Source organism: Plantibacter sp. RU18 (assembly GCF_050613355.1).
GTDB lineage: Bacteria > Actinomycetota > Actinomycetes > Actinomycetales > Microbacteriaceae > Plantibacter.
Genome location: NZ_CP159618.1, coordinates 970,599 through 984,304 on the forward strand (window position 1 = coordinate 970,599; position 13,706 = coordinate 984,304).

Genomic DNA, 13,706 nt, shown 5'->3' on the forward strand with positions numbered 1-13,706 from the left:
ACCTCGCCCGGGAGTCCGTTCGTCGAGCTTGTCGAGGTGCCCACGGGTGAGCATCTTGAATGTCAGTGGTCCATGATGGACTGGTGTCATGACCGAGCAGCTCTTCCTCCCGCATCCGAGCGAGGTGTTCGCTGCGGAGTTGGCGGGGTTCTCGGACGAGTTCGTCGTGATCGCGCGGGAGCGGGCGGCATTGGATGCTCGGGAGGCCCGGTTGTTGGCGCGGTCGGCGGCGTTCGCGGACGCGATGGCCGACACGATCGCGGTGCATGAGCGCACGGTGTCGGAGCGGCAGGCGTTGGTGCGGCGTTCGACGTGCGCGACGCTCGCGATGGCTGTCCGGATGTCGGAGCAGACGGTGCAGCGTGCCACGGGTGATGCGGAACGGCTCGTGAACGACGCACCCGTGGTGTTGGCGGCGCTTGAGCTGGGGCGGATCTCGGTCCGGCATGCGCACGCGATCACCGATCAGCTGCGTGAGGTCCCGGCGCCCGGCCGGGCCGCGTTCCTGAGCGCGGTGTTGCCCGTCGCGGAACGGAGCACCGCGGCGCGGGTGAAGCAACACGCCCGGGTGTTGCGTGAACGGCTGCACCCGGAATCCATCACCGTGCGTGCTCTGAGGTCGGAGCAGGATCGTCGGGTGGAGATCGAAGCGGCGCCGGACGGCATGGCGTGGGTGCACCTGTTCACCACCGCACCGGTTGCGCATGGCATCGCGGAACGACTCGACGCACTCGTGGCCGAGGCACGTTCGGGCGGCGATACCCGCACGTGTGCGCAGTTGCGGGCGGATGCGCTCGCGTCACTGGCCATCAGCGGTGTCACCCCCGCGGAGCAGGCTCCGAGCGAGACGTTGCCGCACCCGGTGGAGGTCTCCGAGCACATCCGGGCGACAGTGCAGATCACCGTGCCAGCGCTATCGATCCTCGGCGTCACCGACACCCCAGCAACCCTCGACGGGTACGGGCCGATCGACCCAGACACCGCAGCACGCCTTGCTGTCAGCGCACCGTCGATGACCCGGGTCCTCACCCACCCCGAAACCGGTGCCGTGTTGTCCGTCGGGCGGGAGCAGTACCGGGTGCCGGCGGATCTGCAACGCGCAGTGCGCCTGCGAGACGCCACCTGTCGGGCACCCGGCTGCGGACGCCGAGCCCGAGCATGCGACCTCGACCACTCGATCGCGTGGGAACACGGTGGGACAACGTCTGTGGGGAACCTTGCGTGTCTGTGTCGACATCATCACCGGATGAAACACCTCCCTGGGTGGAGGCTCGACCACCACGGGGCGGGTGTCCTCGACTGGACCACACCCGACGGCAAACACCACCGCACCACACCAGAACCCGCCCCCTTCTGACTCACCCCACCCCAACTGCCCTTCGACAAGCTCAGGGAACGGAGTGCCTGCGCGAGCGGACCGCCTGCGCCCACTCAGCGACCGGCACCCGCCCGCCCACCGAACCCCGCTCGCCGCGCTGCTCGCGGTCTGTCGCGAGAACAACGCGCGAACCCACCTCTCAGGCATGCTCGCCTACCGTGACGGACGATTCCTCCAGGTGATCGAAGGGCCGACGAGCGCGATCCGGGAGCTCATGACGACCCTCACGACAGACCCGCGCCATACAGGCATCCGCATCATGTTCGAGGAGCCCATCACAGAACGTCAGTTCGCCGAATGGACCATGGCCTTCGAACGGGCCGACACCGGATCGAGCGCAGACCTACCCGGCTATCGCACCGCGTTCGACGACCTCGAACGCGAGGACCCGACAGCCACCGTCCGCGCCCTCCAAGAGCTCGTCCGCTGGTTCCGGAGTCGTGCCCTGCGCTCTTGACGCGATAGCCCCGGCTTGCCGCAACCCGCCCCAACCCGCCCCGCCACCGTCCTCAGCTGGACGACTGGGCGCGCCAGAAGGTGCGGTACGGGCCGTCGGCGTCGAGAAGCTCCTTGTGGGTACCCTGCTGCGTCGCCCTGCCTTCCGCGAAGACCACGATCTGCTCGGCCGTGGAAGCCTGCTCCAGCCGATGGGCGATGAGCACGGTGGTGCGATCGTGACGAAGACGCGCGATCGCGGCCTCCACGACCCCGCGATGCTCCAGCCCGACGTCCGCCGTGGCTTCATCGAGGATCACCACGGCCGGATCGGCCAGGAGCGCCCGCGCCACTGCGAGCTGCTGGATGCGGCCCTCGTCGAGCGGCGTATCGAGCTCCTGCACGACCCCATCATCCGCTGACACCGCCCAATCGGCACCGACAGCCCGCAGCGCGGCATCGATCTGATCGCTGCCCGCCTTGGGCGCCACGAGGCGCAGATTGTCGGCCACCGTGCCACGGAAGTGGTGGAGCTCCTGCGAGATGTAATAGGGGACCGCCTCCGGATCGTCGAGCCGCACACGCCCCGTCGTGGGTGGATGATGGCCGGCGATGACCCGCGCGAGCGTGCTCTTACCCGAGCCGGAGGTGCCGACGAGAGCTGCCGTCGTCCCCGGATGCACCCGGAGCGACACACCACTGACTCCGCGCCCCGTCGTCGGGTAGTGGAAGGCGACGTCGTCCAGCCAGATGCCGGTCCGCGACCCTGCGTGCGCGGGCGGAACCGATGGAGCGGCAGTGTCCGGCGCCAGCCGGATGACTCCCACCAGACGGGCGAGTCCGATCATGGCCCGCTGGATGTCGTCGAGTCCGAAGATGAGTTGACCGATCGGATCGAACAGGCGGTGGAAGACGAGTGCCGCCGTGGTGACCATGCCGATCGTGATCGCGCCGCTCGCGTGCAGGACGAAGCCGGTCGCGAGGAGTGCGGCGAGACCGACCAGTTCTCCGCCGTTGATCCACCGGAACAGGCGATTGCGCAGCCGGACGCCCTCGATCTGGACGCGGATCGAGTCCTCGGCCCGACTCTGCACCAGCTCGAGCGCGTGCGTCTGCTCGTTCAATGCCGTGAGCGTCTCCATCCCCTCGACGGCGTCGAGCACGGCCTGGCTGCGCGCGGCCTCCCGCATGCGCACCTCGCGGAACACGACTCGCGATCGTCGCAGGAACGCGCGTGTGCCGAGGACGTAGAACGGGACGCAGGCGATGCCGGCCAGTGCCAACCACGGATCGAGCGCGGTCAGTGCCACGAGTGAGACGGCGATGGCGAAGGTCGCGGAGAGGAGGGTCGGCACGACGTTCCCGCCGGCCTCGGCGGCCGCGTCGACGTCTCCCGTCACACGCGACAGCAGGTCGGCGCTCTCGCCGTCGTCGACGGTGCTCACGGGGAGACGCATCGCTGAGGCGAAGACGTCCTCCCGCAAGCTCGCGAGGGTGTCCTGGACCAGTGCGGTGAGCACACGCATCCCCCAGAGGGTGACGGCGGCGGCGCTGATCGCTCCGAGGGCGGCTCCGCCCACCCAGCCGGCGATGGTCGGGAAGCCAGCGTCCGCCGCGACAGCGTCGACGATCCGCCCGAGGCAGGCCGGGAGCACGAGACCGAGCGCCGAGGCGAGGAGGAAGAGCGCGGCGACCGCTGCTGTCCGGCCCGGGTGACGGCGCAGCAACGCACGGAGCACGGAGCGCACCTGGGCGCCCGTTGCGATCGGCAGCGTCGTGTCGGTCTGTTCAGCCACGTTCGTCCCCTGCTTCCTGCGTCTGCAGCTCGACGACTCGGTCGCACGCGGCGAGCAGCACGGGCGAGGTCGTGATGACGATCGTGGTCCCCGCACGGGTGGCGAGCGCGCCGGCGATGTGCGCTTCGGTGACGGCGTCGACCGCGGAGGTCGGCTCGTCGAGCACGAGGACGTCCGCATCGCTGTGCAGCCCGCGGGCGAGACCGATTCGCTGCCGTTGGCCGCCGGAGAGCCGTCTGCCTGCTTCGCCCACCTGTGCGGTCCAACCGCCGACCTGGCCGACCGTGTCGGCGAGCGCCGCGATGTCGACGAGTTCCGGTCGCGGAGGGGCGTCCGAGCCCCGTCCGCGGACTGCCTGGCTCAGCGTGCCGCTCACGATTCGCAGCCGATGGGGCATCGACACCACGCGTCGTCGGTAGTCCACCGGGTCCAGATCGCGGGCGTCGCGATGGGCGCCGTCGACGAGGACGCTGACGGTGCCGCGGGATGCGTTCGCGCGCAGACCCAACAGGCGGGACAGCTCTCGTGCGGCATCACTGTCCGAGGGGCGGACGCCCAGCAGTTCGCCGTGCCGCACGTCCACACGTTGCGCGTCGCCATCCGCATCGGACCCCGCGCGAAACGAGAGGACCACTCCCTGCGGCCGTCCGACGGCGTCACCCTCTCCTGGCTCGTCCAGCAGATCCTCCGTGTTGATCACCTCGGTGAGTCGCTTGGCGGACGCGAACTTGTGGATCCAGTTCGACGGGAACGATCCCGCGTAGGCGAGCGAACCGCTGACGAACTGCGCCAGTCCCAGCACGGTCACGAGTTCGCCGATGCTGATCTGACCGTCCGCCGCCAACCAGGCGGACAGGCCGGTGAGCGCTGTCGTCGTGACGGCGGCGAGGGTTGCGCTGGCCGCTTCGTAGTCGGCGAGGGAACGCCCGGCCGCGGTGGCGGCGACCCGGGAGGTGTCGCTCGCGGCGAGGTACCGACGGACGGCCTCGCCGCGTGCGCCCATCCCCACGAGCACCCGGAAGCCGCTCATGAAGTCGGCGGCGACCGCTCCGGCTTCGGTCGCTGCCTCTTGTTCAGTGTGCCCACGGCGCTCGAGCGGTCGCGAGACGGCGCGCATCACGAGCATCATCGTCGCGGTGGCGGCGAAGACGACGACGGTCGCGACGGGCGAGATGACGAGCATCGCGAGCGCGGCCCCGGCGATCGCCGCGAGGGTTGCACACTGTTGCGCGACGGACCACGCGACGCCCGCGGCCCGGTACGTGTCGGAGGTGACGTAGGTGAGCGCCTCACCCGCCGTGAGGGTCCGCCTGGAGAGACGCGGCCGGAGGATACGTGACAGGGCGAGTTGTCGCAGCGCCTGTTCGCCGTACCCGTAGATGGTCACCATCAGTCGGGAGGCGGCCTGGTAGCTGATGGTCAACACGAGGAAGACGCCGACGAGCACTCCGAGCCAGAGGGCGAGTGCTGCCGGATCGGCAGGCAGCACGGCGCGGTCGATCGTGACGCCGATGAGCACCGGGATCGCGGCCTCGGTGAGGGAGTGGAGCATGAGCAGGGCCGTCGCAGCCGCCAGCGCCCTGCCGCGACCCTGGGCGGTGAGTGCGATCCCGAACAGTCGTCGAGGGGTCGCAGGAGTCGTGGCCGGTCGGTTCGTCGTCATCGTGCACGCCGGCCGAGGGGGAGTACCAGCGGGGCTCCGGCGACGGGGTCGGTGATGACCTTGCATGGGAGGTCGTAGACGGCTTCGACGAGTTCTGCCGTGATGATCTCGCGGGGGTCGCCCTGTGCCACGATCGCGCCGTCACGCATGGCGACGAGGTGGGTCGCGTACCGGGCAGCGTGGTTCAAGTCGTGCAACACGGCGACGAGTGTCGTGCCGTCGCGGTGCAGATCTGCGAACAGCTCCATCAAGTCGATCTGGTGCGCGATGTCGAGGAAGGTCGTCGGCTCGTCGAGCAGCAGGTGACCGGTCTGCTGGGCGAGCGCCATCGCCACCCACACGCGCTGTCGTTGCCCACCCGAGAGCTCGTCGACGAGACGGCGTGAGAGCTCGGTCGTCCCGGTTGCCGCCATCGCGGCGGACACCGCGCGCTCGTCCTCGCGGCTCCAGGTCCGCATGGCGTTCTGGTGGGGGAAGCGTCCACGGCCGACGAGGTCTGCGACGGTGATGCCGTCCGGCGCGATCGACGACTGGGGAAGGAGTCCGAGCTTCCGCGCGGCCTCCTTCGGCTTGAGTGTCCGTAGTTCCGCGCCGTCCAGCAGCACGGTCCCGGTCGTCGGCTTCAGCAGCCGGGCGAAGCCGCGCAGCAGCGTCGACTTCCCGCATGCGTTCGGGCCGATGATGATCGTGAACGACTTGTCCGGCACCTCCAACGACAGCTCGGAGATGATGCGGGTGTCGCCGTAGCCGAGCGTGATGTCGCGGGCGAGCAGTGATGCGGTCATGGTGTCGTTCCTCTGGTGCGGCAGGGTCTGGTCCGTCAGCTGGTCAGGTGCGTCGCGCGTACTGTGCGGCCAGGAGCCACGCGAGGTAGAGTCCACCGACCGAGACGGTCACGACGCCGACAGGCACGGCCACGATCTGCGCGACCATGTCGGAGACGACCACGAGCGCCGCGCCGGTCAGCATGACGGGGAGCGTGCCCATCGCGGTGTTCGAACGCGTGAGTCGCTGGGAGATCTGCGGTGCGGCGAGCGCGATGAACGAGATCGGGCCGGCCGCAGCGGTGACGAGGGCCACGAGGGCCACGCCGAACACCATGGCTGCGAGCCGGGTCCGCCGCGGGCTGATGCCGAGTGCCGTCGCGGCGTCGTCGCCCATCTCCAGCACGGGGAGGGTGCGGTTCAGCGGCAGCGATGCGAGCACGACCACGATGAACACGATCGCCGCCGGCACGAGCTGGTCGAAGCCGAGGGACGCGATCGAACCGGCACCCCAGGTGGCCGCCATCATCGCCTGCTCCACACTCACCGAGATGAGGATCCACGAGGTGAGCGACCCGAGACCGGCGGAGACACCGATGCCGACGATGATGAGGCGGAACGACGACATCGTGTGCTTGTTCGCCAGGACGTAGACGAGCAGGGCGGTTGCCAGACCGCCGACGAGTGCACCGGCCGCCTTGAGCAGGTACGTGTTCAGCCCGAGCACGATCATCATGAGCGTCACACCGAACTGTGCACCGATGCCGAAGCCGATGATGTCCGGTGAGCCGAGCGGGTTGCGGGTGAGCGACTGGAAGATGCCGCCGGCGAGTGCGAGGGCGGCGCCGCAGAGGATGGCGAACAGCACGCGCGGGAGGCGCCACTCCAGGACGACCTGACGCACATCCGGGTCGGAGGCCGGGTCGAAGACGGCCCGGAGCACGGCGGGGAGGTCGATCTCGTAGGCGCCGATCGTCATCGATGTGAGGCCGGCGACGATGATCACGACGGCGAGGCTCGCGCAGACGACGACCGTTCGGACGGGGACGAGGGTGGCGATGCGCGCCGTCTCGATACGGAGGTGTCGGCGGCCGAAGTCGACCGTCGGCTCGTCCGCGGACGGCGGGGTTGCCTGGGCGTCTTGGGCTGTCAGACGTTCGCCGATGCTCACAGTCCGCTCACCTGCTTCCGGCGCACGAGGGCGACGAGGACGGGGGCGCCGAGCAGGCCCGTGATGATGCCGACCCGGAGCTCACCGTTCGGGAGGACGACGCGTCCCAGGATGTCGGCGAGCAGCAGGAAGACCGGCCCGACGATCATCGAGTACGTGAGGACCCACCGTTGATCCGGTCCGGTGAACCAGCGGACGACGTGCGGGATCATGATGCCGACGAAGGCGATGGGGCCGGCGGCGGCGACGCTCGTGCCGGCGAGGAGGGTCACGGCGACGATGACCATGATGCGGGTGATCCCGACGCGCGCGCCGAGGGAGTGGGCGAGGTCGTCGCCGAGCGCCATGGCGTTCAAGGAACGGGCGCACAGGAGGCCGATGAGGAGCCCGGCGGCGATGAGCGGCAGTGCCCAGGCGAGCTGGTCGAGGGTGCGTCCGCCGACTGAGCCGACGCCCCAGAACCGCATGACGTCCAGGGTGGTGCGGTTCTGCAGGACGATCGCCGTGGTGAAACCGGTGAACATCGCGCCGAGGGCGACGCCGGCGAGTGTGAGCTTCATGGGCGTCGCGCCGGAGGAACCGAAGGAGCCGAGGAAGTAGACGAGGAGGGTCAGCACGAAGGCGCCGAGGAGGGCGAACGGGACGTAGCCGCCGGGCGTCGTCAGTCCGAGCACGGCGACGGCGAAGGTCACCGCGAAGGAGGCTCCTGCGTTCACCCCGAGGATGCCGGGGTCGGCGAGCGGGTTGCGGGTGAAGGCCTGGATGAGGGCACCGCAGACCGCCAAGGCAGCTCCCACGCCGATGCCGAGAACGGTCCGTGGGACGCGGAGCTCCTGGACCATCAGGTGGAGCGGGTCTGCGTCGTCGTACGCCGTGAGGGCGCGCAGCACCGTCACGGGGTCGATCGCGCGGTTCCCGATCGCGAGCGACGCGATGACGGTCAGCACGAGGATCGCCGTGACGACGACCAACCCGATGATGCGCACCCCGGTGCGGTGCGGGGAGTCGCCGTGATCGCGACGACCCTCCGCACCGATGCCCGAGCTGTCGGTGCGTGAGGCGTCGCTGGCGTCACCCGTCACCGGCTGGGCCGGCGACGGGGTCGGCCTGGACGCCTCGGTGGTCACTTGCCGGTGATCGTCGGCTCGCCCTGCATGGCGGCCGCGAGGTCGTCGACGTACGTCGGCAGGATGTACTTGAGCGAGAGCACGGTCGGTGCGCTGATGGCGGAGGCGCTCTCGGCGTCACCGTAGATCACGTAGGAGTTCGCTTCGATCGGCTCCCAGCGCGACACGACCTTGTTCTCGACGGTGTACGTCCCTTCGTCGGCGCTGGCGCCCCAGGCGACGAAGAGGTCGGCTTGCACGTCGTAGAGCTTCTCGAGGCTGACGCCGGTGTACCAGTTGTCGCCCTCGGCGGTGCTGAGGAAGCTGTCCATGGCCGAGGTCGAGGTGAAGCCGAGTGCCTCGGTGATGCGGACCCGCGGGTCGTACTCGAGGTAGACGCCGAGGTCGGTGCCGCCCTCGTTGAGCGTGAGGCCCCAGACGAAGGTCTTGCCCTCGAACTCCGGGTGCTCGCCCGCGAGGGTCGAGATCTGGTCCTCGGTCTCGGTGATGAGCTCCTCGGCCTTGTCGTCCTCCCACATCGCCTTGCCGACGGTGCGCGTCATCTCTTCCCAGGTGCCGGGGTTCCACGGTCCTTCGATGTACGGGACGGTCGGCGCGATGTCGGTCAGGCGCTCGTACTCGACGTCGGAGACGCCCGAGTACAGACTCAGGATGAGGTCGGGCTTCAGCGCTTTGATGGCCTCATAGTTCGGGCCCTCCTTGGCGAACGGGATGATCTCGGGCGTCTCGCCGTACTCCTCGGTGACGAAGTCCTCGAACCAGGGCTGGTAGCCGCTCTCGCCGGCACCCCAGACCTCTTCGATGCCGACGGGGTTCTCGCCGAGGGCGGCCACGATGTCGGGCGTCATCCAGCCGAGGGCGACGATGCGCTTGGGCTTCTCGGCGATCGTGGTTGAGCCGTGGGCATGCTCGATGACGACGCCGTCGGTGGATCCGGCGGACGACGAGGTGTCGGCTCCGGCGGACGCGCAGCCGGTCATGACGAGGACAGCGGCGGCGGCGACAGCGACGAATGACGAGATCCGACGGGTCTTCGGGCGCGCAAAAGCGAGCGGCATGGTTCTCCTTCAGAGAAGTGGGGGAGGGCGCCGCGACCACGCGGCAGATTTAGGTAATGCTCACCTAATAACTCGATGCTAAATCGGATATGCGCGCGCAAGTGTCGCAGAAACGACGACTTGTGTCGACGAACAGACTCGCGCTCGGCTTCAGGACCCCACGGCGCAGTGTCAGCACGGCACGGCTCAGCGCCAATACAGCTGGTGGGCGGGATCCGCCTGCACGCGCGTCACATGTTGCCGCGGCGTCGTGCCGAACCGGTCTTTGAACGCGGCGGAGAACGCGCTCGTCGTGGCGTACCCGCACCGGTGGGCGGCGGCCCCGATGGGTGTGCCGTCGACGATCAGTCTGGCGGCGAGCGTCATCCGGATGCCCGTGCGCCATCGTCCGAAACTCATACCGATGTCGCTGGTGAACACTCGGAGCACGGTGCGCTCATGGAGGCCGTGGGCGACGAACAGCTGCTGTGCCGTCCGTGGGTCGCCCGGGTCGGCGAGCACCGCCTGCACGAGTGCGCGTACCCGCTCATCGCCGGGGACCGGCACCTCGCTCCAGTCGTCTGGAGCCTCCGACGTCGGCTGCTGCAGCATCTCGATGAGCACCGATTGGATCCGGATGCGCAGGTCGTCCGGCATGTCGTTGATCCCGAGGTGCAGGAGCATCTCCTGGACCGCGCGCGGTACCAGCACCCGGACGATGTCGGGCACCGGTGCGATGAGCGACGGGTGCGGAATGTAGGTGTAGCAGCCGGTCGAATCCTTCTCGTGGCGCGTGGTGTGCGGGGTGTTCGCGGGGATCCACACGCCCTGCCCCGGGGCCAATCGCCACATGGCGTCCGGCAGGTACACCCACACCGTGCCGCGGTAGCACCAGGCGAGCATCGCATCCGGGTGGGTGTGTGGGGGCGAGATCGGCCGTGAGTGCCCGTCGTCCCCCGTGATGACCCCGGTACCCATCAGATACTGTGCGCCCACCGATGACGGGTGCGCGACGCTGGCGTCCCAGTCGGACTGGCGGTACGAGTTCATGTGGGCATCCTCGGAGACAGACTATCCGGCTCGAACCGGCCGACGCCGTGTCGCTGAGCGGTGCAAAGGACCGGAAACTCCGCACTGCGGCACCTCTCTACGCCGTGACGACCGTGATCACGAGCAGGACGATGATCGCTGCGAACACTGCAAGGCTCACGCCTGCCGTGCGGGTCCGTCGTCTCGGTGAGACCGCGAGCGGGAGTGCGACGGTGGTGACGAGTCCGGCGACGACGGCGAACACGGTCCCGAAGATCAGGCCGTACCCGTGGACGTCGCGATCGTCCAAGCCGGTGCGGCTCGAGACCACCATCCAGACGGCGAACAGGAACACGATCGCCGAGATGCCCGCGACGACACCGGCCAGCACACGCAACACGAGCATGACCCGGCTGGTCGACGAGGTCGGTTCAGGAAGCGCCATGCGGCAACCCTTCGGGAGCAAGCGTGTTCGCCGCGCTGGCCGAGATGGCCGACATGACTCGATTCAGCCCGGCGTCTGCAGCCGAGGCGCGCCGAGCCACGAGCACGACGTGTCGGTGGATCGGCGCGTCGAGCGGGATCATGGTGACGTTCTCGGGGATGTCCTGTGCGCCGAGCCGCGGGATCAGGGCGACTCCGACTCCTGCGGCGACGAGGGCGAGCTGCACGGAGTAGTCTGTGGCCTCGGCGACCCCTCTCGGCTCGAACCCCGCGAGGTCGGTCGCTCGGTGGACCATGTCGAAGCAACTCCATTCCCGACTCGGCAGGATCCAGTCATGGTCGGCGAACCGGTCCAGGCCGTAGCGCTCGCTCGCCTCCGAGGGAAGGTCATCAGCACGCACCGCGAGATCGACCTGCTCTGAGCCGATCGGCGTGACGATCAGGCCGGTCGCGGTGAGCGGCGGCATGTTCGAGTAGTGGTGGGCGACGGCGAGTTCGACCTCTCCCGCCGCGAGGGCAGGCAGCGCATCGCTGGGTTCCAGTTCGATGAGGCGGAGCTGCAGGCCGGGATCTCCCACGGCGAGAGTCTTCCAGGCATCCGGGAGGATCGCGCGGGCCGCGGTCGGGAATGCTGCCACCCGGTACGTCCCGGTGGAGCCTCGCCTGATCGAAGCCACCTCCATCTCGGCGATGGTGAGCATGTCGACGATGCCGCTGCCATGCCGGGCGAGCAGGCGTCCAGCCGGCGTGAGGACGATCCGTCGTCCCTGCTTCTCGGTGAGCTTCACGCCGATCTCACGCTCGAGGCTCGCGAGCTGCATCGAGATGCCCGGCGCGGTCAGCCGCAGCGTCTCGGCGACCGCGGCGATCGTGCCGAGGCGATCCAGCTCGGCCAGCATGTTCAGCTTTCTGACATCTAACACAAAGTCATGTTTAGTCTTCACGCAACAAAAAGTAAATGGACGTGAATGAATCGACCGACCATGCTGCGAAGATGACGTCGAAGAGAGCACTCGCCGCCGGCTTGGTGGTCGTCCTCCTGTGGGCGAGCGCGTTCCCCGCCATCCGCGTGGCCGCGCCCGAGCTCGGTCCCGTCGGGCTTTCCGCGGTGCGCCTGATCGTTGCCGCGGTCGCGCTCCTCGCGCTGGCGCCGACCACGCGCATACGGTTGCCCGAACGCCGGGACCTGGCCCTGATCGTCGGGGCCGCGTTCTTCGGTATGACCGCCTATCAGCTGCTGCTCAACACCGGCGAACTCTTCGTGCCGGCCGGCACGGCGAGCATCATCGTCGCCGCCGCCCCACTCGTGTCGGTCGGCATCGCTGCCCTTGCATTCTCCGAGCGGGTCTCCCGCATCCGCCTCATCGGCAGCGCAGTCGCCATCGGAGGAGTATGCGCGGTGTGCCTGGCTCGAGCCGGCCTCAGCCTGACCTCGGCCGTCTGGATCATCGTCGCGGCGATGATCGTACAGGGCATCTACCATCCACTGTCACGGGTCCTGCTGCGCCGATACTCCGCGACGGAAGTGGCGACCTACGCGATGATCGCCGGCACCGTCATGACGATCCCGTTCGTGCCGATCGACTGGCCGCAGCTCGTCTCCGCGAGCAGTGGCGCCTGGCTCGCGGCCGCATACCTCGGTCTGCTTCCGTCTGCGCTCGGTTTCGTCCTCTGGGGGTACGCCGTCGCCCGCATGCCGGTGGTCGCGTCGACATCGCTGCTGTATCTGGTGCCCGCCGTCGCCGTGATGATCTCCTTCGTGTGGCTCGGTGAGATCCCGCTTCCGAGTGAGCTCATCGGGGGCGTGGTCGTCATCATGGGCGTCGCCGCGGTCAGCCAGGGCGACAGGATCATGACCCGGATCAGTCGGCCTGGTCGGCGTCTGCCGCCCACGCCACACCGAGGGCGAACAGCGTCGAGACGCCGTAGTGTTCCATCGCTGCCGCGACACGGCGGCGACCGGTCCGGGGGTTGATGCCGAGCGTGCGGGATGCCGAATCGAGGGTGATGCCCTTCCGCATGAGCTGCATCAGGGGTGTCCATGCGCGACCGGCGAACCCGATCGACCGCGATCGGCTCCACAGCTGTTCGAACAGCGTCCTGCCCAGCGCGGCGAGAGATGCGTTGCGCACACCGAGCACACTCGTGGGCCAGTCCTCTCCCCATTCGAACGGCAATGCGAGCAGGTCGCCGTCGATCCAGAACCAGCTCGGCAGCTCGTCGAGGACGCGGAACTCGACCCCGGATGCGGCGTACCGCTCCGACAGCGCCACGAGTCGTTCGTCGCTCAGCACCGATGCCGGCAGCAGTGCGCGCACGGACTGCTTGCCGGCGAAGGCCTCGCTGAAGCGTGCCGCCCGGTCCGGGTCGCTGGTCAGGAACCGCTCGACGGTCGGGAGCACCGCCCACGCGCTCGCCGTGGCGTCCTGCGCGGTGTCGTACCAGAGGTCTTCGGCCGCGCGCGGGCCGTGTCTGGCGAAGACCGGGGCAAGATCATCCGGAGCCTCGCCGACCGACCAGTGGCGCAGGAGCGACGGGAGGTCTGCGACGAGCGCTTCGATCTGCGTCGTCGTGGTGGCGGAGGACTCGCGAAGTTCGCGGGTCCTGGTCGCAACGATGTTCGCCGTCCAGGAGGCGGGGTGCGGGTAGGTGACGGCGCCGTCGCGCACCGAGAGGGCACCCTGCGCCTCCAATCGTGAGACGTGGGCGAGGACCTCGGACTCATCGAGGTGCGCGACGGAGGCCAGCTCGGCGACCGTCCTGGGCCGGCTCCGATAGATCAGTTCGAGCAATCCGCGGTCGTCCACGTTCCTCCTCCCCGGCGAGTGTCCCACCATCATGACGCATATGACCGCATCCGGA

13 protein-coding genes are annotated in these 13,706 nt (G+C 68.9%); 3 read left to right on the forward strand and 10 right to left on the reverse strand.

Annotation, left to right across the window (positions count from 1 at the left end):
- Nucleotides 1-88 precede the first annotated feature (88 nt).
- Together ABMA10_RS04680 and ABMA10_RS04685 are read left to right on the forward strand one after the other, a co-directional pair.
- Nucleotides 89-1,357, forward strand: a complete 1,269-nt coding sequence (locus ABMA10_RS04680) for a DUF222 domain-containing protein (protein ID WP_431031257.1) — start codon at nt 89-91, stop codon at nt 1,355-1,357.
- A gap of 43 nt (nt 1,358-1,400) precedes the next feature.
- Nucleotides 1,401-1,835: a BLUF domain-containing protein gene (locus tag ABMA10_RS04685; protein ID WP_347867665.1), complete on the forward strand. Its 435-nt coding sequence runs from the start codon at nt 1,401-1,403 to the stop codon at nt 1,833-1,835.
- A gap of 52 nt (nt 1,836-1,887) precedes the next feature.
- On the opposite strand, the gene ABMA10_RS04690 is transcribed toward ABMA10_RS04685, so the two are convergent.
- From ABMA10_RS04690 to ABMA10_RS04730, 9 genes are all read right to left on the reverse strand, one after another.
- Nucleotides 1,888-3,609, reverse strand: coding sequence for an ABC transporter ATP-binding protein (locus ABMA10_RS04690; protein ID WP_347867664.1), 1,722 nt, complete (start codon nt 3,607-3,609; stop codon nt 1,888-1,890).
- A complete protein-coding gene (locus ABMA10_RS04695) occupies nt 3,602-5,272 on the reverse strand; it encodes an ABC transporter transmembrane domain-containing protein (RefSeq protein WP_431031258.1) in 1,671 nt (556 codons plus the stop codon). Before ABMA10_RS04695 ends, ABMA10_RS04690 begins: the two co-directional genes overlap by 8 nt.
- On the reverse strand, nt 5,269-6,057 hold the full coding sequence (locus ABMA10_RS04700; RefSeq protein WP_347867662.1) for an ABC transporter ATP-binding protein: 789 nt from the start codon (nt 6,055-6,057) through the stop codon (nt 5,269-5,271). Before ABMA10_RS04700 ends, ABMA10_RS04695 begins: the two co-directional genes overlap by 4 nt.
- Before the next feature lie 43 nt (nt 6,058-6,100).
- On the reverse strand, nt 6,101-7,207 hold the full coding sequence (locus ABMA10_RS04705) for a FecCD family ABC transporter permease (protein ID WP_347867661.1): 1,107 nt from the start codon (nt 7,205-7,207) through the stop codon (nt 6,101-6,103).
- A complete protein-coding gene (locus ABMA10_RS04710; protein WP_347867660.1) occupies nt 7,204-8,334 on the reverse strand; it encodes a FecCD family ABC transporter permease in 1,131 nt (376 codons plus the stop codon). Before ABMA10_RS04710 ends, ABMA10_RS04705 begins: the two co-directional genes overlap by 4 nt.
- Complete coding sequence (locus ABMA10_RS04715; protein ID WP_347867659.1) at nt 8,331-9,392, reverse strand: ABC transporter substrate-binding protein; 1,062 nt, start codon at nt 9,390-9,392, stop codon at nt 8,331-8,333. The genes ABMA10_RS04710 and ABMA10_RS04715 overlap by 4 nt, the downstream gene beginning before the upstream one ends.
- Before the next feature lie 186 nt (nt 9,393-9,578).
- Entirely contained in the window at nt 9,579-10,421 is an 843-nt protein-coding gene (locus tag ABMA10_RS04720) for a helix-turn-helix transcriptional regulator (protein WP_347867658.1), read from the reverse strand.
- A 97-nt stretch (nt 10,422-10,518) separates the two neighbouring features.
- Nucleotides 10,519-10,845: a hypothetical protein gene (locus ABMA10_RS04725; protein WP_347867657.1), complete on the reverse strand. Its 327-nt coding sequence runs from the start codon at nt 10,843-10,845 to the stop codon at nt 10,519-10,521.
- On the reverse strand, nt 10,832-11,788 hold the full coding sequence (locus tag ABMA10_RS04730) for a LysR family transcriptional regulator (RefSeq protein WP_431031259.1): 957 nt from the start codon (nt 11,786-11,788) through the stop codon (nt 10,832-10,834). The genes ABMA10_RS04725 and ABMA10_RS04730 overlap by 14 nt, the downstream gene beginning before the upstream one ends.
- 50 nt (nt 11,789-11,838) lie before the next feature.
- Here ABMA10_RS04730 and ABMA10_RS04735 point away from each other — a divergent pair, with 50 nt between their 5' ends.
- Entirely contained in the window at nt 11,839-12,819 is a 981-nt protein-coding gene (locus tag ABMA10_RS04735) for a DMT family transporter (RefSeq protein ID WP_431031260.1), read from the forward strand.
- Here ABMA10_RS04735 and ABMA10_RS04740 read toward each other — a convergent pair.
- Complete coding sequence (locus tag ABMA10_RS04740; RefSeq protein ID WP_347867654.1) at nt 12,707-13,651, reverse strand: hypothetical protein; 945 nt, start codon at nt 13,649-13,651, stop codon at nt 12,707-12,709. The genes ABMA10_RS04735 and ABMA10_RS04740 overlap by 113 nt on opposite strands.
- Between the last annotated feature and the right edge of the window lie 55 nt (nt 13,652-13,706).

Bases quoted from the DNA above. Each gene is read 5' to 3' on its own strand.
- ABMA10_RS04695 (WP_431031258.1), bottom strand. From the start codon at position 5,272: ATGACGACGAACCGACCGGCCACGACTCCTGCGACCCCTCGACGACTG.
- ABMA10_RS04680 (WP_431031257.1), top strand. From the start codon at position 89: ATGACCGAGCAGCTCTTCCTCCCGCATCCGAGCGAGGTGTTCGCTGCG.
- ABMA10_RS04700 (WP_347867662.1), bottom strand. From the start codon at position 6,057: ATGACCGCATCACTGCTCGCCCGCGACATCACGCTCGGCTACGGCGAC.
- ABMA10_RS04725 (WP_347867657.1), bottom strand. From the start codon at position 10,845: ATGGCGCTTCCTGAACCGACCTCGTCGACCAGCCGGGTCATGCTCGTG.
- ABMA10_RS04715 (WP_347867659.1), bottom strand. From the start codon at position 9,392: ATGCCGCTCGCTTTTGCGCGCCCGAAGACCCGTCGGATCTCGTCATTC.
- ABMA10_RS04720 (WP_347867658.1), bottom strand. From the start codon at position 10,421: ATGAACTCGTACCGCCAGTCCGACTGGGACGCCAGCGTCGCGCACCCG.
- ABMA10_RS04735 (WP_431031260.1), top strand. From the start codon at position 11,839: ATGACGTCGAAGAGAGCACTCGCCGCCGGCTTGGTGGTCGTCCTCCTG.